Raw genomic sequence first — 25,604 nt, forward strand, 5'->3', positions numbered from 1 at the left:
CGTGATCAATCCTCCGTGTTCTCGAAATAGTTTGGGAACTGCGCGGTGAGGCCGATGACCGTCGTACGGGTCTCCATGTACGGGGTGAGGGCGTCGATGCCGTTCTCCCGGCCCCAACCGCTGGCCTTGAAGCCGCCGTAGGGAAGGGACCACCGCACGAACGAATAGGTGTTGACCCATACCGATCCGGCTTCGATCTGGTTCGAGACCCGATGCGCGCGACCGATATTGCCCGTCCACAGTCCCGCGGTCAGCCCGTACGCGGTGTCATTGGCGATGGCGATGGCCTCGTCTTCGTCGTCGAACGGGATCAGTGCCACCACCGGGCCGAAAATCTCTTCACGCGCCACCCGCATGTCGTTGGAGACGTTGGCGAAAACGGTCGGCTGAACGAAGTAACCGGGTGCCAGTTCGTCGGTGAGGATCCGTTCGCCTCCGGCGACCAGTTCGGCGCCGTCGTCCCGGCCGATCTTCACGTACGACAGGGTTTTGTTCAGTTGCTCTTCGTGCGCCTGGGGTCCCATGCGTGCGGTCTCGTCGGCCGGGATGCCGACACGTACCTGGGCGGCCCGGGTGCGGAAGGTGTCCACTGCGCGGTCATATATCGATCGCTCTACCAGCACCCTCGACCCGAGCGCGCAGCTCTGCCCGCACAACCGCCACGCCGAGGCGGTGGCCGCATTGAGCGCCTGATCGACGTCGGCGTCGCCGAAGATGATGTGCGGGGCCTTGCCGCCCAGCTCGAAGGTGAATCGTTTGAGGTTGTCGGTGCCGTCGGCCACCATCCGCCGGCCGGTGTCGGTCGAGCCGGTGAACGAGACCTTGCCGACGTCGGGGTGAGCGACCAGTCGCGCACCGGCCGTGCGCCCGTAACCGGGGACGACGTTGAGGACACCCGGTGGGAACCCCGCCTTCTCCGCGAGTTGCGCCAGGACGAGTGCGGACACCGGAGTCTGTTCGGCAGGCTTGAGGACGACCGTGCAACCTGCAGCGAGGGCAGGCCCGATCTTCATGCACGTGGTCAGCAACGGCGCATTCCAGGGCACGATTGCACCCACCACGCCGATCGGCACCATGGTGGTGAAGGCGTGCACCGTGTCGTCCATCGGTATCGTGCGGCCTTGGGCCTTGTCGGCGAGCGAGGCGAACCAGTAGTACCACTGCACTTGTGCAGCCAGGCTCCCGCGGAGGTCGGACTTCAGGGCGCCCGAGTCGTGGGACTCGAGTTCTACCAATTCGGGAATCGCTTCCTCGAAAAGCTGGGCGAACCGTCGCAGTAACGCTGCGCGCTCATGACCGGGGGTGCGGCGCCACGGGCCCGCGAACGCCTCGGCCGCTGCCGAGACGGCGCGGTCGATGTCACCCGCACCTCCCATCGCAACCGCCGCCCACGGCTTTCCCGATGCAGGGTCGATACTTTCGGCCATGACGCCGTCGATGGGGTCGACCCATTCACCACCGATATAGAGCTTGTCGAAAACGCGCAATTCCGTTTGTGGCATACGCAACATGTACGCCGTGAAATGACGTGACGTCAACTGTTAACTGCGGTTTCTCTGGAAGAAATCGCAGGTTCGTAAAATGGAAAAAAGAGGCTTCGCTCCCGAGAAGTAAGTGATTCGAAAATGCGAAATTGACGCGGTTTCGTACCGAGGATAATCTGCGAAAGAGTTCTGGTCATCGACGGCCGACGGTGGGTGCCGGCTCTTCTGTAGATCCCTTTCGTCGTGACACTGCCGCGGTCCGTAATATGCGATGAGATCGTTCCGATTCGAAAACGAAGAAGAGGAGAATCGAGGATGACGTCCGCCTTCTTTCGCTTGGCGCCCGGTCGCGATGTTCGGTCCGAGGAATACGTGCCCCAATCAACGGCCGGAAGTGGCTGGGGCAGTGGGCACATGCGCGGCATGGCCGTCAGCGGGGCTCTTGCTCGTGCCACCGAGAAGACTGTGAAGGAACTCGGGCGGCAGGACCTTCAGCCGGTTCGGTGGACCCTCGATCTCTTCCGTCCCGCGGGGATGACACCGTCCGTCACATCGACCACCGTAGTTCGCGAAGGGCGCCGCCTGTGCCTCGTCGACGCGGTGCTAAGCCAGGACGGGGAAGCGGTCGCGCGGGCCAGCGCACTGTATCTGAGCCCCACCACGACACCGGACGGCATCGTGTGGGATTCTGGCAACAGCCCGCAGCCGCCACCTGACGACTGCAAGCGGGCGGCGGGGACTGCCGAACGGTTGTACCGCAGCGACGGTGCGGGCTGGACCCTGCCCGCGGACGCACCGCAGAACGGCGATCGCAAGCAGATCTGGCAATTCGCGATCCCGGTGGTCGAGGGCGAGCCGCTGACTGCTTTCCAGATGGCCGCGAGCGTTGCGGACGCCGCCAACGTCATCAGCAATTTGGGCAGTGCGGGACTGGAGTTCATCAACGCTGACGTGACTCTCGCACTGGCACGTCTGCCGGAGGGCCTTGAACTCGGACTGGCCGCACTCGACCGGGCCGAGCAACACGGCATCTCCGTCGGCACGGGGCTCGTGTTCGACCGACTGGGAGTGGTCGGTTCGGTCACCGTCTCTGCGGTCGGAAACGCCCGGCGCGCTGTCGATCTCCGTGGGTTCGGTCAGAAGGACGGTGCTGTCCCGCAAACGAATTCGAGTGCTGCGACCTGAGGTCCCGGCGCAATTACTGCGCCGTCAGGCGCTCGGCTACGTGCCGGGCTTCGGCGATCGCGGCGTCGGCGATCTCCTCGAGTCGGATATCGATGCGGGCTCGTGGCCCGGCGACCGTGAGGACGGCAACGTGTTTGTCGCGGTGGAACACCGGGACCGCAACGCCGCCGAGGTCGGGTGTCACCTCTTTGCTCGCGTATCCGATTCCGTCGCGTGCGATGCGGTCGATTTCCTCGCGTGCCTGTAGGCGCTTGTCGGTCTCCTCGATGTGGCTGTCGAGGTAGGTGTCGCGGAACCGCTGATCTGCATAGGCCAGGAAGCACTTGCCGGCGGTGGACGGGAAGAGCGGGCGCCGGACGTGGAGTGCGGGCGAGAAGCGGATCGGTTGCGTCGACTCGATGATGTCGATGTTCACGACGGATTCCCCGATCTGAATGCACAGCGTGACCGTCTCGTCGAAGCGGCGGTGCAACGATTCCAAGCTTTCCCGGGCCACGCGGTCGACCGGAGGTTGGTGCGCTGCCAGCAGTGTGCCCACTGCGGGACCGAGGGTGTAGGCGCCGTTCTCGGTCAGGTAGCCGGTGGCGACCAGGCCCTTCACGATGTAGTGCACGGACGATCGGGGGGCGTCGAGCGCTGCAGCGAGCTGGGCGAGTGACAGCCCGTCCGTGCTCCGGGAGACGAGCTCGAGGATCGTCATGACACGTGAGACCGTGCGATGCTCCTTCGCCTCACCAGCAACCGGCGGCACGTGGCTCTCCCTCTTCTCGATCACCGATCGAATCAGCCTACAGGTGACTGGGGCACTGCCACGTCGGGCAGTGCCCCAGCCGGATCACCGAACGGCGGGAGCGCTTTCGGCGGAAGGGGTGTGGTTGCTGATGCTGATGGTGCGGTACTGGTCACCGAGTGCCGCACCCGCGATGAGTATCGCGCCGACGACGAAGATCAGGGAGACACCCCAGGTGGAGTGGGTCGGCGAGAGTGAAACCATGGTCAGTGCCGCGAGTGGAGCGAGGCCGCCGGCGAGTGCGCCGCTGACTTCCCGTCCGGCGCCGAGGCCCGAGGCGCGGACTTCGGGTGGGAACTGCCGGGCCAGGAAGGACCCGGAAGCCGCGAGCAGCGTGGGCTGGACGATTCCGACGGTGAGGATGAATGCGAGCCAGATGTAGACCGGTCGGTCGGTGTTGAGGAGCCAGAAGAAGGGGAATGCGAGCCCTGCCACACAGCCCGCGCCGATCAGCATGACGCGGCGTGTCCCGGCGCTGTCGCAGAGCCGTCCCGCGAGGGGGATGGTCACGAGCGCGACGGCACTGGCCAGGCTGATTCCGAAGGCGCCGACGTTCGCGGCGACGTCGCGGAACTCGGCGAGGTAGGACAGCGAGAACGTCTTGAAGATGTAGCTGATGCCGTTGACTCCGATGGTCGACACGGCGACGACGGTCAACCCGCGCCAGTGATTCTTCAACAGGTCACGGAACGGCTGCCGCTTCTCGCGGGTCTGTGCTTCGGCCGCGACCCGTTCGAAGTCGGGGGTTTCGGGCAGGTTCCGCCGCATCCAGTAGCCCAGCCCGACGAGGACGAAGCTGGCCAGGAACGGGATCCGCCATCCCCAGCTGTAGAGGTCGGCCTTGTCGAGGCTCGTCACGGCGGCCACGGCCAGGGATGACGCCAGCAGACCGACGCTCACGCCCATGGCCGGCCACGCGCCCTGCCGTCCGCGGGACTTCGCGTCGGCATGCTCGTAGGACATCGCGATCGCGCTGCCGAACTCGGCGCCCGCACCGAGGCCCTGGACGATACGGAACAGGACCAGCAGCACGGGTGCGGCAATTCCGATCGTCTCGTACGACGGGATCAGGCCGATGCAGCCGCTGGCCAGGCCCATCAGCAGGAGATTGAACGACAGCACGGCCTTGCGGCCGATCTTGTCGCCGAGGATGCCGAACACGATTCCGCCGAGCGGGCGGGCGAGAAATCCGACGGCGAACGTGGAGAAGGCGGCGAGGGTGCTGACCGTGGAGTTCTCCGAGGGGAAGAAGAGCGGGCCGAACACCAGGGCGGCCATCGATGCATAGAGGTAGAAGTCGAACAGTTCAAGGGCTGTGCCGACCACTACCGCGGGGCCGACGTTCTTCGGCTTCCGGCGTGGCGGATTGGGGGCGTTGTGGAGCGAGTCCTGTGGCTGTGTCACGGGTCGAGCCTCTTCTCTCACTTCGGACGATGGTTGCGTCATTCATATATATGAACACGTCATTCGTAACTACGATGATATGATCGGGAACACTAGGGAGTGAGCTGGGCCACGTCAACCCTGTTTCGAAACTTGTCTCTCACGATCTCGGTCGCGAGAGACAGGGCGTGATTGGCATGGTCGAGTCCGTATTTCGCTGATCGTGAGGGCGGTATGGCTATGTTCAACAGGCTTCATCTGATTCGACAGGTCGATCTGTTCACGTTGCGACTGTTTCTGTCCGCGATCGAAGAACGGCAAATCGGTCTGGCCGCGATCCGGGAGAACATCGCCGCGTCCACGGCAACCAAGCGAATCCAGGCCCTGGAGGACATCGCCGGAATCAAGCTTCTCGATCGTGGGCCCAGGGGCGTAGTCCCCAGCCCCGCCGGTGCGGTCCTCGAACGACACGTCCGCACGATCTTCGGAAACCTCGAGGAGATGCGCTCCGAGATAGCGTCTTTGACCGAGGGAGTGCGGGGTGACCTGACGATCGTGTCGGCCCGATCGATCATCGTGCCGTTCCTGGCGCGGGAACTGGGCGAGTACAGCCGTGAATACCCGCTCGTCGACCTGGCAGTACGCGAGACCGAGAACGCCGAGATCGTTCAGCAGGTCGCGCGCGGCGAAGCGGACCTCGGGGTATTCGCGGCCGCACACGAACTCGATCTCGACGGCGTGGATGTCACGCCCTACCGTCGTGATCGGCTGGTCGCGGTGGTGCCGCTGGGTCACCCGCTCACCGAGCAGTCGGTCGTGACCTTCCAGGATCTGTTGCCCGAAAGACTGATTGCGGCACGCGCGATGGCGCCGGCGTTTCGCGCCGCAGCGAATCGGCTGGGAGAGCAATTCGATTCCAGGCACTCCGTGCGGAGCGGAGAGGTCGCGATGAGTCTCGTCCAGGCGGGAATGGGTGTCACCGTGCAGCCGGAATGTCTACTCAGTCATGAGATGATGAGCCGCGTCGCGGTGATGGAATTCGCCGAGCCGTGGGCGGCGCGCAGGATCCACCTCGCCACCGCTCGTGGGCGGGCTCCGAGCCCGGCTGCGGGCGCACTCGTCACCCAGCTGCTCGACCGCCCGCACGACTCCGATGACGCAAATTCGTCGTGAGTGAACCGGCCGACGCATCCCGATCCGGCGCTCACAATCGGTGAATTCGTCTGTTGTGAAGCGGTTTCCGTTGAGGTCTCAGCATCGCCGTCGGAAATCGGTGAGGATGCGGTCCCGCAGTGCCGGGTCCAATTCCTCGATCGACAGTTCGCCGAGGGTGTGCACCGTCTGTTTCATCTGGTCGACGTAGTGGGCGCAGCCGCCGCATTCGCCCACGTGCGTCTCGAACCTGGCCTTGGTCTGCGCGGCGAACGCATCCTCGAGGTAGACGGTGACGAGTTCGACGAGTTCCTGACAGTCCATCGTTCGTTTCGATTCCTTCACGGGAGTGCCTCCTGAGTCCCGCCGACCCAGCGTCTGCGGCTATTGCCACAGTGTCCGGAAGTGCCCGGATCGTTACACGGGACGGTGGCGACAGCCGGCGGGCGTACCGTCGGGGTCATGACCGAGGACAATCAGGTTGCGCCGTGGGACGACATCTACCGAGGCGATGCGAAGGAATTTTCGGGGCCGGTGCCGTGGAACATCGGTGAGCCGCAGCCCGAGATCGCCGCGCTGATCGCGGAAGGCAAATTCCGCAGCGACGTGCTGGACGCGGGGTGCGGGCACGCTGAAACGTCCCTGCAGTTGGCGGCGCAGGGGTACACGGTGGTCGGTCTGGACCTGTCGCCGACAGCCATCGCGGCAGCTCAGGCGGCAGCGGCCGATCGTGGCCTGACGACGGCCACGTACCAGGTGGCGGACATCAGCTCGTTCACGGGTTTCGACGGCCGATTCACCACGATCGTCGACAGCACCCTCTTCCATTCCCTGCCCGTGGACCGGCGTCGCGACTACCTGCAGTCCGTGTCCCGGGCGGCCGCACCCGGCGCGTCCTACTACATCCTGGTGTTCGCGAAGGGCGCCTTCCCCGAGGGGCAGGGACCGAACCCGGTGACCGACGACGAGCTACGGGAGGCCGTCGCCGAGTACTGGACCATCGACGACCTCCGCCCGGCGTTCATTCACGCGCTGCTCGGCCCGGAGGAGGCCGCGAACTGGCAGCGCGACGACAAGGGCCGGGCCATGCTGCCGGCGTGGCTGCTGTCGGCGCACCGCGACTGAGGCACCGAGCGGGACTGCCCCACGATGGGGGACCGGCGCCTGTCGCGAGGGTGAGTGCAGCCCATGCCGCTGCTGCGACCCCCGCAGCGACCTCGCACGTCTAGTCTTGCTGCATGACCTGGGCGGTGCGGGACGGCGACGAGGACGAGTTCGCGTACGTGTTCACCGGCGAACTCGCTCAGCGTGTGGTGGACGAGGTGAGCCCTCGCCTGGACTACAACATCAATCTGATGGACCGCAATGGTCGAATCATCGGGTCGGTCGACGGGACGCGTATCGGCACCGTGCACGCCGGTGCACTTCAGGCCATCCAGGACGGCCGGCGAGTACTCGTGGACGCCGACGAACAATCTGCGGACGTCAGGGCCGGGATCAACATTCCCCTGACACTCGACGGGCGGATCGTGGGCGCCGTCGGGGTCACGGGCGACCCCGGCGAGGTCGAATCGGTGTGCAACGTCCTCGCGCTCACCGTGGAACTGCTGTTACGGAACGAACAGCACCGGGACAGTTCACGCTGGCGGGAAGCGGCCGTGCGTGAACTGCTCCTCGGCCTGGTGAACGGAACCGTCACCGAGAACGGCCTGCTGGAAGCGTTACGGCACATCGGTTCACCGATGGCCCCACCGTGGAACATCACGGCGGTCGTCCCCGCTGCGGGCAGTGGATCGTGGTCCCTTCCCTCATCCACGTCGGTGGCCCTGATTCGACGGATCCAGGGGATTTCCGGTGTGGTTGCGGCCGAATTGCAGGGCGCGGTGTGGGTTCTGAGCGGTTCGGTGACAGACCGCACCCTCGCCGCGACCCGGCAGCGGCTGCGCACCGGCGACGTCCGTCTCGTCACCGGCAGGCATGCCGCCTCGTCCCGCGAATTGTCCGTGGACGCTGCCAGGCTTGGCCTCCTTTTGGCCCGGGCGCAGCTGTTGCCCGCGGGGGAGGAGACGGAACTCTCCGCATTGGTACCCGAAACAGCTGTCGCACAGCAGTCCCGGGATATTTCACACGACACCGTGAAGCGCGTCCTGACACCGCTGTCCACGACCCTGCGCGAGACCGCGCGCGCCTTCCTCGGCCACGATCTGTCGATCGCCGCGACGGCGACTGCCCTCGAGGTACACCGCAACACGCTGGTCCAGCGCCTCGATCGGATCCAGCACGTGACCGGACTGAACCTGCGCACGTTCGACCACGCCGTCGCCATGCGGCTGGCACTCCTCGCGGCCGCGGCGCTGGAGGACCCGTACCGCCGAGCATGAAGCGCCGCCGAGTGCGTATGGCAATGTGCACATATATGCCAGCCCGAATTGGGTGTAAATCTGTGCGGAATGTACATATCATCCTGGGTGTGGGAGACCTACGCTCTAGTCATGCGAAAGCGCACACCTACCGTTGTCCTCGCCCCCGACTCGTTCAAGGGGAGCCTCTCCGCCGTTGACGTCGCAGCCGCGATGGCCGCCGGTGTCCGGGTGGCGCTCGGCGCCGACGTCCGGATCGTGCAATGCCCCCTCGCGGACGGCGGCGAGGGCACGCTGCAGACCTTCCTCTCGGCGGGCAATGCCGAGCCGCGGGTGATCCACGCGCACGATGCCCTCGGACGCGAACGGACCGCCCGCTACGGACTGTCGAACGACGGCAGGGTCGCGATCATCGAGGCCGCGGAAGCGAACGGTCTGCCCCACGTGGCGGACGTTCCACCGTCACCGTTGCGGGCGGATACCTTCGGCGTCGGCGAAATCGCTGTCAGCGCATTGGAAGACGGTGTCGACGAGATCCTTCTGTGCATCGGCGGCAGCGCAACCACCGACGGGGGCACCGGGATGCTCCGCGCACTCGGTGTGCGATTCCTCGACGAAGACGGTCGCGACGTGGAATCCGGCGGTGGGGGGCTCGGTGACATCGCTGCCATCGACGAGTCGCAACTGCACCCCCGGGCACGGTCGGTGCGCTGGCGCGTCGCGACCGACGTCGACAATCCTCTGTGCGGGGAGAACGGGGCGGCGGCGGTTTTCGGGCCGCAGAAGGGTGCGACGGCCGACCAGGTCCGCGAATTGGATTCCGGGCTCGGACAGTTGGCGATTGCTCTCCGCACTGCGTACGGGGCCGACGTTCTGACCCTGCGCGGAGCCGGAGCGGCCGGCGGCATGGCGGCCTGCCTGAGCACGATCCTCGCCGCGGAACTGGTGCCCGGAAGCGAGCTCGTCTCGGAGACGGTGGGACTGCGGTCACTGTGTGCCGACGCAGACCTGGTGATCACCGGGGAGGGGGCGTTCGACGCGCAGTCGCTGCAGGGGAAGGTGGTGCAGGGCGTCGTCCGTCAGACGCCGCCGGAGTGTCCCGTGGTCGTGATCGCCGGTACGGTTCGCTTGTCCGCAGCCGAGATTCGCGCTGCCCGGATCTCGGCGGCGTTCTCCATCGCCCGTGGACCGGCGGAACTCCACGAATTGCTCGACAACACCGCCGAACTCCTTCAGGAGGCAACCGCTCAGGTCGTCGGACTGATCGACAGTCAATGGAGCCGCCCCGCGTCGATGCCGACGCATCCGAGGGCGACCGCGGATTGCCCGTCGTGATGAACCTGTCGAGTCACACAACCACTCTCAACCCAGCCGCGAGGAGCCACATGCCCACCATCGATCTCGAACGGTCCGCGTCACACACCGCACAGCCCGGTCTGCTCAGCACGTCCCGACGCACGAAGATCGTGTGCACACTTGGACCTGCTACCGCCACCGGTGACCGTATTCGCGAGCTCGTCGAGAGCGGTATGGACGTGGCGCGGCTGAATTTCAGCCACGGCGAGCACGCCGACCACGAGGAGAACTACAAACGTGTCCGGGCGGTCTCGGACGCGACGGGCAAGGCGGTCGGTGTCCTGGCCGATCTGCAGGGCCCGAAGATCCGGCTGGGCCGGTTCGCGGAGGGGCGCACCACGTGGGCCAACGGTGAGGAGGTGCGGATCACCGTCGACGAGTGCGAGGGCACCCACGACCGGGTGTCGACCACGTACAAGCAGTTGGCGGAGGATGCCCGGCCGGGTGACCGGTTGCTGGTGGACGACGGCAAGGTCGGTCTCGTCGTCTCCGGGGTGGAGGGCAACGACGTGATCTGCCGGGTCACCGAGGGCGGCCCGGTGAGCAACAACAAGGGTGTGTCGCTGCCGGGGATGAACGTGTCGGTGCCGGCGTTGTCGGAGAAGGACATCGCCGACCTGGAGTTCGCGCTCGCGCTCGGTGTCGATTTCATCGCCCTGTCGTTCGTGCGGTCGCCGGCGGATGTGGAACTGGTGCACGCGGTGATGGACCGGGTCGGCCGGCGGATCCCGGTGATCGCGAAGCTGGAGAAGCCGGAGGCGATCGACAACCTCGAGGCGATCGTGCTGGCGTTCGACGCGGTGATGGTCGCGCGCGGTGACCTGGGGGTGGAGTTGCCGCTCGAGCAGGTGCCGCTGGTGCAGAAGCGGGCCATCCAGATCGCCCGGGAGAACGCGAAGCCGGTGATCGTGGCCACCCAGATGCTGGAGTCGATGATCGAGAACTCGCGGCCGACCCGCGCGGAGGCGTCGGATGTGGCGAATGCGGTGCTCGACGGTGCCGATGCGGTGATGCTGTCCGGTGAGACGTCGGTGGGTAAGTACGTGATGGAGACGGTGCGGACGATGGCGCGGATCGTGGAGGCGGTGGAGAACGAGTCGCCGCAGGTGCCGCCGCTGACGCATGTGCCGCGGACCAAGCGGGGTGTGATCTCGTACGCGGCCCGCGACATCGGGGAGCGGTTGGATGCGAAGGCGTTGGTGGCGTTCACGCAGTCGGGGGATACGGTGCGGCGGTTGGCGCGGTTGCACACGCCGTTGCCGTTGCTGGCGTTCACGCCGTTGCCGGAGGTGCGGTCGCAGTTGTCGTTGACGTGGGGGACGGAGACGTTCATCGTCGATCCGGTGGACAGTACGGATGCGATGGTGCGGCAGGTCGACAACGCGTTGCTGGGGTTGGGTCGGTATCAGAAGGGTGAGTTGGTGGTGATCGTGGCGGGGTCGCCGCCGGGCACCGTAGGCTCGACCAACCTGATCCACGTCCACAGAATCGGCGAAGAAGACCACTAGGTGTCGGAGACGAAGACGACCACTAGGACTCGGAAACGACTATCCCATGCCATCTTTGACACTCACCGTTCGTCTGCTGACACCGCACTCCGATCTCTGGGACTGGCAGACCCGTGCGCTGTGCCGCACGACCCGGTCGGACCTCTTCTTCGGGCCCGACAGCGAAAGCAGGGCAACGCGCATTCGCCGGGAGAGGCAGGCGCAGGAACTCTGCCGGGGTTGCCCGGTCCGACACGAATGCCGACGCCACGCACTCGACGTCGGCGAACCCTACGGCGTCTGGGGAGGGCTGACCGAATCGGATCGGCGATTCGGTCAGGATCGGCCCCAACTGAATCCACAGTCAAACCGTAAGCCGGCCAGGGGTCTTCGCATCTCGCCGCGACACCCCCGCCCCGGTAGGCAGTGACAGGCCGACCGCGGTGGGGGTCAGCGCCTTGACGGCACATATCTGGATATTTATTATCTAGGTTATGCGGATGTCGCGAGGTGTCGAGTGGGCAATGCACGTTGTGCTGTCGCTGGCGTGGGTGGATGACGATCGCCCGGTGTCGACCGCTGCGCTCGCACGTAGTTACGATCTGCCGGCTCCGTACCTGAACAAACAATTGCAGGCGCTCGTGCGCGCGAGGATTTTGACGTCCGTGCCTGGTGCCGCGGGCGGGTTCGTGTTGACCCGCTCGGCCAAGCACATCAGTGTCCTGGACGTCGTCACCGCCATCGAGGGTGCCGAGGAGGCGTTTCGGTGCACCGAGATCCGTGCCCAGGGCGTCGGTGCCGACATGCCGGCCGGTCAGTTGTCGATGCCGTGTGCGGTGTCGATGGCGATGCGGAAGGCGGATCTGGCGTGGCGGCGGGAGCTGGCCGGTCAGAGCGTCGACGACGTCCGGGTCGAGGCTGAGCGGCACGCTCCGGGACTCGCCGAGCGTATGCGCCGGGCGTACGACCGGGGCTGATCGCACACAAGCGGGAACTTTCGAATCATCCGCCCGAGGTGGGCGGTTCACTCATGAGGAGAATCTAGATGTCAAATGTCCTGATTATTGGAGGCGGTTTCGCAGGGGTCTGGGCGGCGGCCAGCGCCGCCCGGCTGCGACGCGATGCGGGCGTGCCGCGGAACGACCTCACGATCACACTGGTCGATGCCGGTGACGACCACGTCATCCGGCCCCGCCTCTACGAGCGGGAGCCGGAGACCAAACGCTGCTCCCTCGACGGGCTGCTCGGCCCGATCGGAGTGGAGCGGGTCGCGGCCACGATCACATCCATCGATACCACCACCAACCAGGTTCACGGGATCACCCGAACCGGTGATACCACGTCGCTGAGCTACGACCGTTTGGTGCTGGCCACGGGAAGTCGACTCGTCACCCCCACCCTTCCCGGTTCCCAGCACCTCTTCGACATCGACACGCTCGGTGCCGCCACCTATCTCGACGGGCACCTGCGCAGTCTGCCCGCGTGCCCGGATTCGGAGGGCCGGTACACGGTGGTCGTGATCGGGGCAGGATTCACCGGACTCGAGATCGCCGCCGAACTCACCGATCGACTCCACGAGATCGCCGCGGATGCGCCGATCCGGGTGATCCTGCTCGATCGCGGTGACGTCGTCGGATCCGGGCTCGGTGCGGGACCACGTCCTGCGATCCTCGAAGCCCTCGACACCCTCGGGATCGAAGTCCGCCTCGGCGTGGATGTGACCTCGGTCGACGCGCACGGAGTGCAGCTCGCCGACGGCAACCGGATCGCTGCGAACACGGTGATCTGGACGGCGGGCATGCAGGCCAGCCCCCTGACAGCGCACATCCCCGGAGAACGAGACCGACTCGGTCGTCTCACCGTCGATGAGCATCTGAAGGTGGCCGGTCTCGCAGACGTGTTCGCCGCGGGAGATACCGCCGCCGCGTACGCAGACCCCGGCCACGTCGTGATGCAGAGTTGCCAGCATGCGCTGCCGCAGGGAAAGTTCGTCGGGCACAACGCTGTCGCCGATCTGCTCGACCGAGATCTCGTGCCGTTCGCTCCTGCGTCGTATGTCACGTGCCTGGCTCTCGGACCGGCCGGGGCAGTGTTCGCTTCCGGGTGGGACCGACAGGTGCAGATGACAGGCGCGGAGGGAGCGGTGGTGAAGAAGTCGATCAATACCGTTGCGATCTATCCGCCGGTCGGTGATCCGGATGCTCTGCTGTCGCTGGCGGTTCCGGACGGAACCTGGCGATCGGCCGAACTCGAGGCTCTCACCTGAGAATTGCCCGCCCGCCGCGGCCGGTGAATAACTTGCCCGAGCTGCGACGGGGCGCTGGACTGCGAGCGGGGTGCTCGCCAACCGTCAGAGTCCGACGGCGGTTTCGAGGAGATCGAGTTCGGAGTCGAGGTGGTCGAGCATCGGGTGCAGGTCCGGGACGGTGCGGCGGCAGCCGGTGAGGCCGAAGACGATCTGGTCGTCGCTGCTGGTGCAGGTGATGTTGAGTGCCTGCCCGGTGGTGGGGATCGACAGCGGGTAGAGGGATTCGAGGCGGGCGCCGTTCCAGTACAACGGGGTTCGGGGTCCCGCGACGTTGGAGATGACGACGTTGAACGGCGGACGGAGCGGCCCCCGCCGGCCGAGGAACATCTCGACTCCGAGCGGGGCGGCGCCGAGGGCGCTCATCGCGAGCACCTGGGCGGGGCTCATCGCCTGCAGCGCGGCCTTGCCCTCGTTCATGCAGTTGCGCACCGTCTCGAGGCGGTGCGCGGGGTCGGGGAGGTGGGTGGCCAGGTTGCACATGAGCACCCCCACCCGGTTGCCTCCGGGAGTGCGGTCACCGGTTCCGGTTTCCGGCGCGCGCAGCGACACGGGGACCATCGCGATCAGCGGGTTGTCCGGCAACGCGTCGCGGGTGTGCAGGTAGGCCCGCAGGGTGCCCGCGCACATCGTCAGCACGATGTCGTTGATGGTCGCGTCGGCGTGCTTGGCCAGCAGCCGGATCCGTTCGATGGGGAACGACCGGGCGGCGACGTGACGGGCCCCGCTGATCGGCACGTTGAACAGGGTGTGCGGCGCGGTCAGCGACAACGCACCACCCTTGCCGTGCAGAGCGCGGTCCACGGTGCCCAGCGCCGCGGGCACCAGTCCGGCCACCTCGCCCGCCGCGGCGCGGGCAGCGTCCCACGCCATGGCCGGAAGCGCGGAGCCGGGACCGGTCGTGACGGCCGTGCCCGCGTCCGGCACGGCCACTAGCGGGGTCCGGGGCTGCCACGGGGTGGGCATGTTCCGGCGGTGCGGGTCCTCGCTCATGCTGTCGCGGAGCAACCTCATCGCGGACGCGCCGTCGGCGAGGGCGTGGTGGATCTTGGTGTAGATCGCGTAGCGGCCGTCGGCGAGGCCCTCGATCAGGTGCATCTCCCACAACGGCCGGCTGCGGTCGAGCAGGGTGCCGTGCAGCCGCGACACCAGGGTCATCAGCTCGGCCATTCCGCCCGGCTGCGGCAGGGCGTCGCGGCGCACGTGATGTTCCAGATCGACCTCGTCGTGCGGAAGGGTGTCCCAGCCCCACTGGCCGAGCGACGTCACCGAGCGGCGGGCCCGCTTACGGAAGGGCGCCGCCACCTGGTCGCCGATCAGCGCCGCATCGAACATCGCTCGCACGTCGGCCGCGGACGATCCCTCGGGTGGGGTGAACACCGCCAGGCCGCCGACGTGCATCGGATGCTCGCGGGACTCGCCGAGCAGAAACAGTGAGTCGGTCGGCGCCATCGGGAACAGCATGTGGTGTCCTTACCGTTCCCGAAACGGGATCTGCCTGCGCGGATCCGTTCCCCCCGGAACTGTCGTTCATGTCGATATTGCAGTGTGTAAAAGTAACGTTTAGGTGTGGTTCATGTCACAAACCGGTCTCGCTGTTTCAGTTGTACAGCACAGTCACCGTTTCCGCCACACACACGATCACACTCCCGCGATCAGACACCCGTGTATACGGTCTTCCCCCACGTGTAGAAGTCCACGGCGCTACGGCCCTGCTCCCGGAACGTGTTCGTGGACGAGTCCTTCACCCCGCCGAACGGCACGTTCAGATCCAGCCCGGCCGTCGGACGGTTGATCTTGACGACACCGGCCTGCGCCCGGGCGGCGAAGTCCGTCGAGCGCGCCAGGCTGTCGGTGCAGATGCCCGCGGTCAGTCCGTAGCGGGAATCGTTGACGGCGGCGAGCCCGGCCTCGTAGTCGGCGACCTCCAGCACGGCGACGACCGGCCCGAAGATCTCGTCCGTGACCGCCGGATCGTCGAGCGGCAGATCGGTGAGCACGGTGGCCGGGAAGAAGAGTCCGGCGGACGGGTCCCCGGCGTCCTCGCCGTGCCGCAGGGTCGCGCCGCGTTCGACCGCGGAGCGCACCGCCGCCCGGTTCTGCTCGAACTGCGTGCGGCTCACCACCGCGCCCATGCGGGTCGAGTCGACCGAACCGTCACCCGGAACGCACCGCGCGGCCTCCTCGACCAGCGCGTCGAGGAACGCTTCGCGGATCCCGGGGGTCACGTACACGCGGGACGTCGCCGTGCACGCCTGCCCGGTGAGCCCGAACGCGCCCGCGGCCACCACCTGTGCGGCGTTCCGGGCGTCGTCGAGCACCAGCACCGCGTTCTTGCCGCCCATCTCGAGCTGTACCCGGGCCCGGCGGGCGTTGAGGATGTCCTGCAGCCCCAGTCCGACGGTGGTGGAGCCGGTGAAGGACAGCCCCGCGACGCGGGGATCGCGGGCCAGGGCGTCACCGACCACCCGCCCCGTGCCGTGGACCACGTTGAAGACACCGGCGGGGAGACCGGCGTCGTGGAGGGCGCGGGCGAGGTGGGTGGCCGACAGGGGCGTCAGTTCGGCCGGCTTGAGCACCACGGTGTTGCCCGAGATCAGAGCGGGTGCCGCCTTCCACGCCGGGATGGCGATGGGAAAGTTCCACGGCGTGATGAGCCCGAAGACGCCCAGGGGCTCGCGGCGGGTGGTGATGCTGGTTCCGGGCAGCCCGCTGGGGAGCACCTCGCCGGTGGCCGCCCAACCGAGGGACCCGAAGAACCGCAGGACGTCCACGGCACGCGTGACTTCGCCCCGGGCCTCGGCTAGGGTCTTGCCTTCCTCGCGGACGAGGTCCGCGGCCACCGCGGACCCCCGTTCCTGCAACAGGTTTGCCGCCGTCATGAGGATCGCGCCGCGGGCCGGTGCGGGGAGCGCGGCCCAGGCCGGCTGTGCAGCGGCCGCGGCGGTGACGGCGGCGTCCACCTCGGCGGTACCCCCACTCGGCGAGTAGGCGGCGAGTTCGTGCGGGCGGGCGGGGTTCCAGCGCGCGGTGTCGGCGCCGCCCAGCCATTCGCCGTTCACGAGGTGCTGTGCGGTCGGGACGTCGCTGCGGAAGTGTGAACCGAAAGGCTCGGTGATGGTCGTGGTCATGGTGGTCTCCTCGAGTAGTGGAGGTCTGGTGTCTAGAGGCTGCGGATCAGGCCGCCGTCGCAGCGGAGTGCGACACCGGTGATGTACGACGCAGGCGCGCTGCAGAGAAACGCCGCGGCAGCGCCGAATTCGTCGGGGTCGCCGTAGCGGCGGGCCGGGATCGTCTTGCGCGATTCGATTTCGATGTCGGTGACGGTGACACCTCGGCGCTTGGCGGCGGCGGCGTCCAGCTCCGCCACCCGGTCGGTGGCGATCCGTCCCGGCAGCAGCAGGTTGACGGTGACGCAGTCGAGGGCGACTTCGGCGGCGAGGGTCTTGAGGTATCCCGCCAGGGCCGCGCGACCGGTGTTGGACATCGCCAGATTGGGCAGGGGCGCAGCAACTCCGGAGGAGCCGATGGCCAGAACCCGACCCCAGCGACGCTCCCGCATGCCGGGGAGGACGGTCGAGACGAGTGCGTGGTGCGGGCGGAGCAATATGTCGAATGCCGCCGCGAGATCGTCCGCGCCCAGTGTCGCCGCCGCGCCCGGTCTGGGCCCGGGCCCGTTGAGCACCACGATGTCGACCGGTCCCAGGTCCGCCTCGGTGCGCTCGACGGCGGTCGCGGTGCCGTCCGAAGTGCTCAGGTCGGCCTCGATCGCGATGGCGCCGCCCAACGACGATGCGATCTCCTCGGCACGATCGCGCCGCCGTCCGGTGATCGCCACGCGTGCGCCCTCGGCGGAGAGGGCCCGGGCGACGGCGAGGCCGAGGCCGCCGGTGGACGCTGCGACGAGCGCGGTCTTGCCGCGGATTCCGAGATCCATCAGATCCTCCCGGCGGTGAGCGTCTCGATGGCCCGCGAGGCCTCGGCTAGATGCGTTGTCAGACTGTCGCGGAGCACCTCCGGGAACGGTGCGGCCGGGGCGCGCACCGCCGAGTCCCGGATCAGTCCGCGCTGTAGCAACAGCTCCTTGCGGACGGCGAGCGCGATCCTGGCCTGCTGCTCGAAGTTGACGAGGGGCAGGAACGGTTGCAGGACTTCGCGGGCGGCCTCGTATCCACCCGTCTGCCAGGCCCGGACACAGGCCACCAGCGCCTCTGGACAGGAGAATCCCGTCATCGCGCCGGCGGCGCCGGAGGCTAGTTCGTCCAGGAGGCCCTGCCCGCCGAGCCCGCCGAACACCGAGACATTCACGGCGGCGGTGAGTTCGGCGACGGCCACGGATGTCGGTGGTGACTCCGCCTTGACGGCCGCGACGAACTCGCAACGCCGCACGACTGCGGCCAGCGCGGCAGTGCCGATGGTCACGCCGCTGGCCGCGGGGTAGTCCTGCAGCACGACGTCGGCGCCGGTGACGCGATGGACGGCCTGCAGATGGTCGGTGACGACGTCGGCGTCGGCCGCGTTGGCCTGCAACATGAATGCTCGGATCCGGTCGCCGGCCGCGGCTCGGGCGGCACGGATCTCGTCGATGACCGGGCGGGTTGTGAGCGCGGTGACACCCACCACGAGCGGGAGTTCGGAAGCCTCGGTGACTGTTTCGAGCACGAGGACTCGTTCTTCCGTGGACAGTGCCGCGGCTTCTCCGAACACCCCGAGCACCGTCAACCCGACGGCGCCGATCCTCTCGTAGTGCTCCACCAGATTCGCGAGGCTGTCGGTGTCGACGTCCTGGGTGCTGCCGACGAACGGTGTGGCGACGACGCCCCACACCCCGTGTTCCAATGATTCGCGCATGGTTCTTCCTTTCCGTTCGAGCTATGCGCCGGACCACACGGGCGCGCGCTTTTCCTGGAACGCCAGCACACCCTCGGCGGAGTCCTTGCTGTCCAAGGCGGCCATGAGTGCCGGAAGTCGCAGCCCCCGCGCCTCGGTGGCGGTGAGATGGGCGGTGCGCGTGACCATCTGCTTGACGGCCCGTAGCGAGGTGGGCGCGCACGCCCGGATCTGGTCGAGCCAGCGGTCGACTGCGGCGTTCAGCTCCTCGGCCGGGACCACCTCGTTGACGAGCCCCATGGCCTGCATCTCGGTGACGTCGGCCTTGCGCCCTGTCAGCAGCATGCCCATGGCCTGGGTGTAGGGGACCCGGCGCACCAGCTGATGGATGCCGCCGTCGAGGGCCAGCCGCCCGACCCGCGGCTCCGTCAGCCCGAACCGGGCGGTGTCGGCGGCGACCACGATGTCGGCGCCCAGAACGATTTCCATGCCACCGCCCAGCGCATAGCCGTTCACCTTCGCGATCACCGGTACGTCGAGGGTCGTGCGCAGACTCAGACCGCCGAAGCCGTTGACGTCCAGCTCGGCCCAGTACTCGAGGCCGGTCTTGTCCACCGCGGCGGAGCTCATGTCCGCTCCGGTGCAGAAGGCCTTCGGCCCGGCGCCGGTGACGACGACGGCGCGAATGCTGTTGTCCCGCTCCAGCTGTTCCCAGATGTGGTTGAGGCGTGCGGTGGTGGGACCGTCGACGGCATTGAGCACGTGCGGACGGTTGATCGTCACGGTGGCCACACCGTCGTCGATCGTCAGGATGACGTCGTCGGTGTGCCCGGTCATGCGAGGACCCCCAGCGCCGTCAGACGGGCGATCACGTCGTCGTCGAAGCCGTGTTCCCTCAACACCTCGGCATTGTGTTCCCCGAGACGGGGTGCGCTGTGCCGGATGGACGGTGGGGTCGCCGACAGCCGGATGGGGGCATTCAGCATCTTCACCGTGCCGACGCTGGGATGCTCGGCCTCCACGATCATGCCGTTGACCCGGGTCTGCTCGTCGGCCAACGTCTGCTCGAGCGTGTTGACCGGCGCGTTCAGCAGGCCCTCCTCCTCGAGCCTCTGCGTCCAGTACTCCGTCGTGTTCTTCGCGAAGCGTTCACGGAAGATCGCCTGCAGTGCCGGTTTGTTGTCGAACTGGAGTTCCTTCGTGGCGAATTCCGGTCGGAGCGTGAGGTCCTCGTCCAAGCCGAGGGCACGGGAGATGTGCAGCAGCGGGTCGGCCGTGAATCCGCCGACCATGCAGACGGCGCCGTCCGTGGTGGGAAACACGCCGGTGAACGGCATTGCGCCCCAATTGACTTCGTAGCCGCGGTTGAGTTGCATGCACGCCTCCTGCATCTGCATGTGCAGCATGGAGTCGTACATGGTGACCTCGACCTTCTGCCCGGTGCCGTACTGCTCGCGGGCCCGCAGCGCCAGCAGGATCCCCTGCATCAGGTGCATACCGGTGGTGTAGTCGCACAGGGTGGTCGGGTAGACGACCGGGGGCGCGTCGTCCGACTCGCGGCGCCACATGACTCCGGAATACGCCTGCGCGATCGCGTCCTGGCCGCCCTTGTGGGAGTAGGGACCTTCCGTGCCGAAACCGGTGCCGGACGCCCAGATGATCCCGGGATTGTCCTTCTTCAGCTCGTCGTATCCGAAACCCATGCGTTCCATCACGCCGGCCCGGAAGTTGCTGACCACCACGTCCGCATCACTCATGAGCCGGCGCAGCACGGCCCGGCCGTCCTCCGTGCGGGTGTCGACGCTGATGCTGCGCTTGTTGCGGTTGATGGCCAGGAAGATCGGATTGTCCTGCCCGTCCGGGTCGGGGAACGAGTTCCGGGCGATGTCACCGGCACCGGGACGCTCGACCTTGATGATGTCGGCGCCGTAGTCGCCCAGCATCTGCGTCGCGCTGGGACCCATGTAGACCTGGGTGAAGTCGACGATCTTGATCCCGGTCAGCGGCAGCTGCGGGACGGCGGGAACCGGGTCGGGGGTGGTTGTCGCCGGGAAAGTCAGCTCTTCGGTGGTGGTGCTCATGCCGGGACCGTCGCTTCCTGGTCGAGGGTGGCGTTGGCGGAGGGGATGTCGCCGGGGTCTGCGCTGTTCTCGCGCATGCCCGCCTGGATGTCGAGGGCGGACACGTCGCGGACCCTCACGCCGTCCCGGACGGCGAGGGCGGAGGCGACGCCGACCGCCTGACCCATGGCCATGCAGGGCGGGATCTCGCGGGACATCTTCTGGGCGTCGGGTGTTGCGGAGTAGTGGCGTCCGGCCACGAGCAACTGCTCGACCTCCTTCGGGAGGAGCGAGCGGTACGGGTAGTAGTAGTCGCGTCCGCGGGCGACGGAGTCGGCGAAATGCCGTCGTGTGGTGACGTCGTCCTTCGTCATGACGTACTCGCCTTCGAGGAGGCGGGTCTGCCGGACACCCAACTGCGAAGCGACGTCCACGATGTAGCAGTTGCCGAACCCGGGGAGGTGCTCCTTGACGTACTCCACCGCCTCCGTGATGCGGTCGCGGGCTGCGAACTCGGCGGCCGTGAGGTCGCCCGGGTCGGTGCCGTCGAAACCGCTCATGTGCGGGGCGTTGCACCAGACGACGCCGTCGAGCGGTGTCTTGAGCCACCACAGCTCCCAGGCGCCGCCGAGCAGTCGCTTGATCTTGCGGTTGACGGCCCGCGCTTCCTTCGGGTTTTCCTGTTCGAAGCGCTCGGCCGCTGCCGTGTCCACCCCGCCCAGCCTGAAGACGAGGGTGGTGATGTAACTGTCCTTGATGTGGGAGGCGCCGGCGCGGGAGGCGACGTCGATGTCGCCCGTCGTGTCGATGACCACGTCCGCCAGGAAGGCCTGCGGGCCGGACTTGGTTTCGCACACCACACCTTTGACCACGCCGTCGTCCACGACGGGACGGGAGAACCAGGTGTGCAGCCGGAGGTTGACGCCCGCCTCACGGACGAGGTCGTTGGAGACCCGCTTCCAGCCGTCGGGATCGAATGCGGCGGCGTAGCAGATGGGTTTGGGGTTCGTGTGGGAGTGGAAGTCGAACGTTCCGTAGCGGCCCCACTTGTTCCACAGTTCGGTGGAGGTGGTGCGGTCTTCTCTCGGCGGGACGACGGCGAGACCCAGCGCCTGGAGTCGCTCCACGTATTCGGAGACGATGCCGGTGACCGTGATGTCCTGTCCGTTGATCATGTCGTCGAGGACGAGCACCATACCGCCCGACGCGAGGCCGCCGAGCGACGAATAGCGTTCCAGCAGCGTGACACTGACACCGGAACGGGCCGCGGTGACGGCGGCGGCCACGCCGGCGGGGCCGCCGCCCACCACGAGCACCTGGGAGCGGTTGACGACGGGGGCACCGAGGTCCTGGCTGGTGACGCGCAGATCGAGAGTGGTCATGGGAGTCCTTACTTTCCGACGAAGATGCCGTTGGCACGGCGAGCAAGCAGGTAGAAGACGATGCTGAGGACGGAGAGAACGGCCACGTAGACCGGGAAGATCCAGTTGGCGTTCACGGATTGGAACCAGACGAGCAGGTAGGAGGCGGTGCCGCCGAACAGCGCCACGCCGACCCCGTACCCCAGTGACACTCCGGCGCCACGGCAGTTCTTGGGCATGAGCGACGTGCTGATCACGTTGTACAGGGTCATGTTCAGCACCAGGACCACCGAGCCGCCCAGCAGCACGACCGCAAAGCCGCCGATCCCGGGTTGCACGTACAGCAGCATCAGGAAGACCGCCGGGATGGCCAGGGCGCGGGTCCAGAGGAACCAGCGTGACATGGACTTGCCGTCCGTCAGCTTGCCGACCACCCAGCTTCCGATGACCAGGACGACGCCCAGCGCAGTCGTCAGGGCGAACACGGCGGTGGGATCTTCCTTGAAGTTGCTGCGCGCGGCGGCAGGCAGTCCGACGTTCCACGCGTAGTTGTAGGCCTGGGCGGCGCCGACTACGAAGATGATGGCGACGACGCTGAGCCAATGCTTGCGGACCCCGGTCCAGACTGCGCGGGTCGTGTTGTCCGACAGCTCTTCCGGACGCATGGTCTCGGGCAGAGCGCGGCGCAGGTACACGACCACGATGCCGAAGACGGCGCCGATGACGAAGGGGATACGCCAGCCCCACTCACCCATCGCGGCCCCGCCGATCATCAGACTGCACAGGAAGCTGACGAGGGATGCCAGGAGCACACCGAGGTTGACGTAGAACGACATGACGCCGGCAACGAGGCCTTCACGTCCGGCGGGGACGAGTTCGACGGCGTGGGCGGTGGAGAGCGGCGCCTCGATACCGGTGGAGACGCCCTGCACGATGCGGCAGGCGACGAGGATGGCTCCGGCCCACGCCCCGATGTGCGCGTAGCCGGGGGTGATCGCGATGATCAGGGTGGTGACGGCCATCGTGCTGATGGAGATCAACATGACCCGTCGGCGGCCGATCCGGTCCGCGAGGGTTCCGAGCATGACGCCGCCGAGCGGCCGGAAGGCGAAGCCGACAGCGAAGACGGCCAGCGTGTTCAGCGTCGCGCTGAGGGGGTCGGAGGAGGGGAAGAAGTTCGGTCCGATGAACGCCGACAGGAGGCCGAAGACCATCCAGTCGTACCATTCGAGGGCGTTGCCGAGGCCGAGGCCGAGAAGGCCTTTGCGGACCTCGGGGGTGAGTTGTTGCTGCCTGCTCGGTGCTGTCACAGTGGTGTCTAGCAATGGACTTGTCCTTACGCTGGCACCTCGAGGGTGCAAGAGGGTATGACGCGTCGCGGCAACGCGACGCGCTGTGTCCGGCCGGGGAGACGGCCCGACGGTAAGGAGGTTGGGTTGACGGCAGGCGGTGGACGCCGGGTTCACCACGGTGTGGTGTGTCAACCCAATTCGCTACGCATACCTCTTCGTAGCTGTTCTGGTACCGGTGCGGATGTGCGCCGCGGTCACCACGCGTGTGGTGCGTTGACCCAGATCGCTACGCATACCTCTTCGTAGCTGTTCTTGTACCAGTGCGGAATGTCCGAGGAGAAGGTGATCGAGTCACCCGCTTCCAGGGAATGGCATTCCCCGTCCAGATAGATGTCCTTGCGGCCGGCGAGGATGATGCCGAACTCTTCGCCGCTGTGCCGGAACGGGGTTGCGCTGGTGTCGTGCCCGGGCGGAGTTTCGATCCATTGCGCCTCCAGTGCGCCGCCGCCCAGTTCGGGAGTGAGCAGCTCGTAGACGGCTTCCCCCATCGACTTCTTGGTGACGCCGACGAGGTTGCGCCGCTCGTGTTTTCGCACGACGGGCGATGCGGTGTCCGGTTGGCCGATGAAGAATCTGCCGACCGGGATGTCCAGCCCGTGGGCCAGCTGGGCGAGGGTGGTGAAGGACGGATTGGCCAGACCACGCTCGATCTGGCTGACGATCGCCGGGCTGAGTCCGGTGATGTCCGAGAGCTGCGCAAGGGTCAGGCCCTTCTCCTTGCGCATGGTGCGAATCTTGTTGCCGACGGTCGTCAACAGGGCACTCGTCGCGGGGGGAGTGTGCGTTGTGCTCTCAGCCGTCACTGGCTTTTCCTCCCGCTGGGTGACCTGACTCACAAAACTATAGTGAAGATCTTCAGCGAGTCAATGGCTCTTCTTAAATATTTTGAACAAATTCATTGGATCCGCGATTGTCTAGGTCGGCGGGGACCGCGGGCGGTCAGAGTTCGAGGTACAGGAAGTTGTCGGCCCAGTTCGTCTCGCCGGCGGTCGTGGCGAAGTAGAAGATGCGGTCGGAGAATCCGCAGTCGAAGTACTGGGCGATTTTCGATTCGCCGGGAGCGAGCGTGCCGAGGTTCGTGCTCTCGTACACGAGCGGGGTGTGGACCGTGACGCCGGTGGCGGTGCCGTCGCCCTCGTTGGTGACGCGCACGGCGCACGCGTTGACGCCATCGGTATTCGCCTGGGTGATCGTGAGATCGGGGCCGTCGCCGAGGGAGCCGAACGGCGCGGCGGACGCCGTTGCGGTTCCGACGGTCATCAGTCCCGCGATCATGGCCCCCGCCACTGCCGTACGTCGAAGGTTGCGCATGTTGTGCCCTTTCCTCGTCCGGTGCTCAATACACGTTGATCTGTGTGGTGCTGGGGATGTGCGGGCGGTCGGTGGTCAGCGTGACCTCGACGCGACCGGATCCCGTCTCGAGGTGGGCCCACGGTTCCGCCGGGAAGTCGAGCAGCCCGCCACTGACGTCGGCGGACCACGAACCTGCGGCGCCGGTTTCCAGGTTGCGCCAGTGCAGCGTCGCGAATACCGAGCACAGCACTCCCGGCGTCGACGACACACCGACGAACGTCCCGTTCAGCCGAACGTAGACCAGGCCGGGCAGTGCGTCGGTGGCAACGGTGACGCCTCCGATCCGGCCACCACAGGCAAGTCCGTGAGCGACCGTCGCGGTGGCCGGAATGTTCACCCACCGGTCCTGGGTCTGATCCGCTGCGGCCGGGGCGGCGGCACCGAACAGTCCGGCCAGCGCCAGTCCGGTGATCGCGATCGACTTGCCGAGCGTGGGAAGAGACATGGTGCTCCAGATCGCCGTCGGTCAATGGTCTTGACGGTACCTCGGAAACACGCCACGAGTGATGCCTCGTGGTTTGATCGAGTCATGACCGAGGAGAACGGGATTCCCACCGTCGTCACCGCGAGCCGTGTGATCGCGGCCCCGGCGCGGGTGATCTTCGAACTGATCGCCGACCCGGCGCAACAGCCGCGCTGGGACGGCAACGACAACCTGGCCGAGGCCGCGCCCGGCCAGCGGGTGCGCGCCGTGGGTGACGTATTCACCATGACGCTCACCAACGCAGGCATTCGCGATAATCACGTGGTGGAGTTCGAGGAGGGGCGTCTGATCGCCTGGACGCCGTCCGAGCACGGCCATCCACCGCCGGGGCATCTGTGGCGCTGGGAGCTCGAGCCGCTCGACGAGAACCGCGTTCGCGTCACGCATACCTATGACTGGTCGCGCCTGACCGACGACCCGAAACGCCAACAGCGTGCCCGCAACACCACGTCCGACTGGCTGCTGGCGTCCGCTGACCGGCTTGCCGAACTCGCCGAGGCGAACGACGGGCAACCTTCCGCCTGACAGTCGAGGACCGTCGGGGGGGGGGGGGCGTTGTGTGACTCCACCCCAAAACGCCCTTGACAACCCCACAGCACAAAGAACACCTCCCCCCCCGAAAACCCTCTTGCGAGAAGCCGGCACCCCCCCCCCCCCCTCCT

At 67.0% G+C, this 25,604-nt stretch carries 25 protein-coding genes; 10 read left to right on the forward strand and 15 right to left on the reverse strand.

Annotated elements, in window-relative coordinates; translation table 11 throughout:
* Positions 1-5 precede the first annotated feature (5 nt).
* The gene (locus tag ACFU5V_RS07895) at positions 6-1,502 is read right to left on the reverse strand and encodes an aldehyde dehydrogenase (RefSeq protein WP_378698189.1); all 1,497 of its coding nucleotides are present in this window, start codon (positions 1,500-1,502) and stop codon (positions 6-8) included.
* Between the two features lie 354 nt (positions 1,503-1,856).
* Between ACFU5V_RS07895 and ACFU5V_RS07900 the strand changes: the two genes are divergently transcribed.
* Positions 1,857-2,669 carry an acyl-CoA thioesterase domain-containing protein gene (locus tag ACFU5V_RS07900; protein WP_378698191.1) on the forward strand — a complete coding sequence of 271 codons (813 nt, stop codon included), beginning with the start codon at positions 1,857-1,859 and terminating at the stop codon, positions 2,667-2,669.
* A 13-nt stretch (positions 2,670-2,682) separates the two neighbouring features.
* Here the strand turns inward: ACFU5V_RS07900 and ACFU5V_RS07905 are convergent, their stop codons facing one another.
* Complete coding sequence (locus ACFU5V_RS07905; RefSeq protein WP_378698193.1) at positions 2,683-3,444, reverse strand: IclR family transcriptional regulator; 762 nt, start codon at positions 3,442-3,444, stop codon at positions 2,683-2,685.
* Positions 3,445-3,504: 60 nt separating this feature from the next.
* Complete coding sequence (locus tag ACFU5V_RS07910) at positions 3,505-4,863, reverse strand: MFS transporter (RefSeq protein ID WP_378698196.1); 1,359 nt, start codon at positions 4,861-4,863, stop codon at positions 3,505-3,507.
* Between the two features lie 213 nt (positions 4,864-5,076).
* Here ACFU5V_RS07910 and ACFU5V_RS07915 point away from each other — a divergent pair, with 213 nt between their 5' ends.
* A complete protein-coding gene (locus tag ACFU5V_RS07915) occupies positions 5,077-6,015 on the forward strand; it encodes a LysR family transcriptional regulator (RefSeq protein WP_378698198.1) in 939 nt (312 codons plus the stop codon).
* Positions 6,016-6,093: 78 nt separating this feature from the next.
* Here the strand turns inward: ACFU5V_RS07915 and ACFU5V_RS07920 are convergent, their stop codons facing one another.
* Complete coding sequence (locus ACFU5V_RS07920) at positions 6,094-6,318, reverse strand: anti-sigma factor family protein (protein WP_378432919.1); 225 nt, start codon at positions 6,316-6,318, stop codon at positions 6,094-6,096.
* A 138-nt stretch (positions 6,319-6,456) separates the two neighbouring features.
* Between ACFU5V_RS07920 and ACFU5V_RS07925 the strand changes: the two genes are divergently transcribed.
* The 7 genes from ACFU5V_RS07925 to ACFU5V_RS07955 all read left to right on the forward strand — a co-directional run bounded on the left by ACFU5V_RS07925 (position 6,457) and on the right by ACFU5V_RS07955 (position 13,463).
* Positions 6,457-7,119 carry a class I SAM-dependent methyltransferase gene (locus ACFU5V_RS07925; RefSeq protein WP_378698200.1) on the forward strand — a complete coding sequence of 221 codons (663 nt, stop codon included), beginning with the start codon at positions 6,457-6,459 and terminating at the stop codon, positions 7,117-7,119.
* A gap of 113 nt (positions 7,120-7,232) precedes the next feature.
* The gene (locus tag ACFU5V_RS07930) at positions 7,233-8,375 is read left to right on the forward strand and encodes a CdaR family transcriptional regulator (protein WP_378698202.1); all 1,143 of its coding nucleotides are present in this window, start codon (positions 7,233-7,235) and stop codon (positions 8,373-8,375) included.
* Between the two features lie 111 nt (positions 8,376-8,486).
* Positions 8,487-9,689 carry a glycerate kinase gene (locus tag ACFU5V_RS07935; protein WP_378698204.1) on the forward strand — a complete coding sequence of 401 codons (1,203 nt, stop codon included), beginning with the start codon at positions 8,487-8,489 and terminating at the stop codon, positions 9,687-9,689.
* 50 nt (positions 9,690-9,739) lie between these two features.
* Positions 9,740-11,218, forward strand: coding sequence for a pyruvate kinase (gene pyk, locus ACFU5V_RS07940; protein WP_378698206.1), 1,479 nt, complete (start codon positions 9,740-9,742; stop codon positions 11,216-11,218).
* A 46-nt stretch (positions 11,219-11,264) separates the two neighbouring features.
* Positions 11,265-11,627: a WhiB family transcriptional regulator gene (locus ACFU5V_RS07945; RefSeq protein ID WP_378698208.1), complete on the forward strand. Its 363-nt coding sequence runs from the start codon at positions 11,265-11,267 to the stop codon at positions 11,625-11,627.
* A 70-nt stretch (positions 11,628-11,697) separates the two neighbouring features.
* Positions 11,698-12,174, forward strand: coding sequence for an RrF2 family transcriptional regulator (locus ACFU5V_RS07950; protein WP_378698427.1), 477 nt, complete (start codon positions 11,698-11,700; stop codon positions 12,172-12,174).
* Positions 12,175-12,242: 68 nt separating this feature from the next.
* The gene (locus tag ACFU5V_RS07955; protein WP_378698210.1) at positions 12,243-13,463 is read left to right on the forward strand and encodes an NAD(P)/FAD-dependent oxidoreductase; all 1,221 of its coding nucleotides are present in this window, start codon (positions 12,243-12,245) and stop codon (positions 13,461-13,463) included.
* Between the two features lie 84 nt (positions 13,464-13,547).
* Here ACFU5V_RS07955 and ACFU5V_RS07960 read toward each other — a convergent pair whose 3' ends face one another.
* The 11 genes from ACFU5V_RS07960 to ACFU5V_RS08010 all read right to left on the reverse strand — a co-directional run bounded on the left by ACFU5V_RS07960 (position 13,548) and on the right by ACFU5V_RS08010 (position 24,903).
* Positions 13,548-14,966: a wax ester/triacylglycerol synthase family O-acyltransferase gene (locus ACFU5V_RS07960; protein ID WP_378698212.1), complete on the reverse strand. Its 1,419-nt coding sequence runs from the start codon at positions 14,964-14,966 to the stop codon at positions 13,548-13,550.
* Between the two features lie 191 nt (positions 14,967-15,157).
* Entirely contained in the window at positions 15,158-16,633 is a 1,476-nt protein-coding gene (locus tag ACFU5V_RS07965) for an aldehyde dehydrogenase family protein (protein ID WP_378698214.1), read from the reverse strand.
* 32 nt (positions 16,634-16,665) lie between these two features.
* Positions 16,666-17,439: an SDR family oxidoreductase gene (locus ACFU5V_RS07970; protein WP_378698217.1), complete on the reverse strand. Its 774-nt coding sequence runs from the start codon at positions 17,437-17,439 to the stop codon at positions 16,666-16,668.
* Entirely contained in the window at positions 17,439-18,353 is a 915-nt protein-coding gene (locus ACFU5V_RS07975; protein ID WP_378698219.1) for a dihydrodipicolinate synthase family protein, read from the reverse strand. The genes ACFU5V_RS07970 and ACFU5V_RS07975 overlap by 1 nt, the downstream gene beginning before the upstream one ends.
* Positions 18,354-18,374: 21 nt before the next feature.
* Positions 18,375-19,169 (reverse strand): enoyl-CoA hydratase-related protein, encoded by a 795-nt coding sequence (locus ACFU5V_RS07980; protein WP_378698221.1) that lies wholly within the window; start codon positions 19,167-19,169, stop codon positions 18,375-18,377.
* Complete coding sequence (locus tag ACFU5V_RS07985; protein ID WP_378698223.1) at positions 19,166-20,413, reverse strand: CaiB/BaiF CoA transferase family protein; 1,248 nt, start codon at positions 20,411-20,413, stop codon at positions 19,166-19,168. The genes ACFU5V_RS07980 and ACFU5V_RS07985 overlap by 4 nt, the downstream gene beginning before the upstream one ends.
* Positions 20,410-21,774 (reverse strand): FAD-dependent oxidoreductase, encoded by a 1,365-nt coding sequence (locus ACFU5V_RS07990; protein WP_378698225.1) that lies wholly within the window; start codon positions 21,772-21,774, stop codon positions 20,410-20,412. Before ACFU5V_RS07990 ends, ACFU5V_RS07985 begins: the two co-directional genes overlap by 4 nt.
* An 8-nt stretch (positions 21,775-21,782) precedes the next feature.
* Positions 21,783-23,078, reverse strand: coding sequence for an MFS transporter (locus ACFU5V_RS07995; RefSeq protein ID WP_378698227.1), 1,296 nt, complete (start codon positions 23,076-23,078; stop codon positions 21,783-21,785).
* Positions 23,079-23,299: 221 nt separating this feature from the next.
* The gene (locus ACFU5V_RS08000; RefSeq protein ID WP_124396213.1) at positions 23,300-23,908 is read right to left on the reverse strand and encodes a helix-turn-helix domain-containing protein; all 609 of its coding nucleotides are present in this window, start codon (positions 23,906-23,908) and stop codon (positions 23,300-23,302) included.
* 136 nt (positions 23,909-24,044) lie between these two features.
* Entirely contained in the window at positions 24,045-24,416 is a 372-nt protein-coding gene (locus tag ACFU5V_RS08005) for a hypothetical protein (RefSeq protein ID WP_378698232.1), read from the reverse strand.
* Positions 24,417-24,441: 25 nt separating this feature from the next.
* A complete protein-coding gene (locus ACFU5V_RS08010; protein WP_219460052.1) occupies positions 24,442-24,903 on the reverse strand; it encodes a hypothetical protein in 462 nt (153 codons plus the stop codon).
* 84 nt (positions 24,904-24,987) lie between these two features.
* Between ACFU5V_RS08010 and ACFU5V_RS08015 the strand changes: the two genes are divergently transcribed.
* On the forward strand, positions 24,988-25,467 hold the full coding sequence (locus tag ACFU5V_RS08015) for an SRPBCC family protein (protein ID WP_219460050.1): 480 nt from the start codon (positions 24,988-24,990) through the stop codon (positions 25,465-25,467).
* Positions 25,468-25,604 lie beyond the last annotated feature (137 nt).

The sequence above is a fragment of the Rhodococcus sp. NPDC057529 genome (assembly GCF_042802055.1).
GTDB lineage: Bacteria > Actinomycetota > Actinomycetes > Mycobacteriales > Mycobacteriaceae > Rhodococcus_F.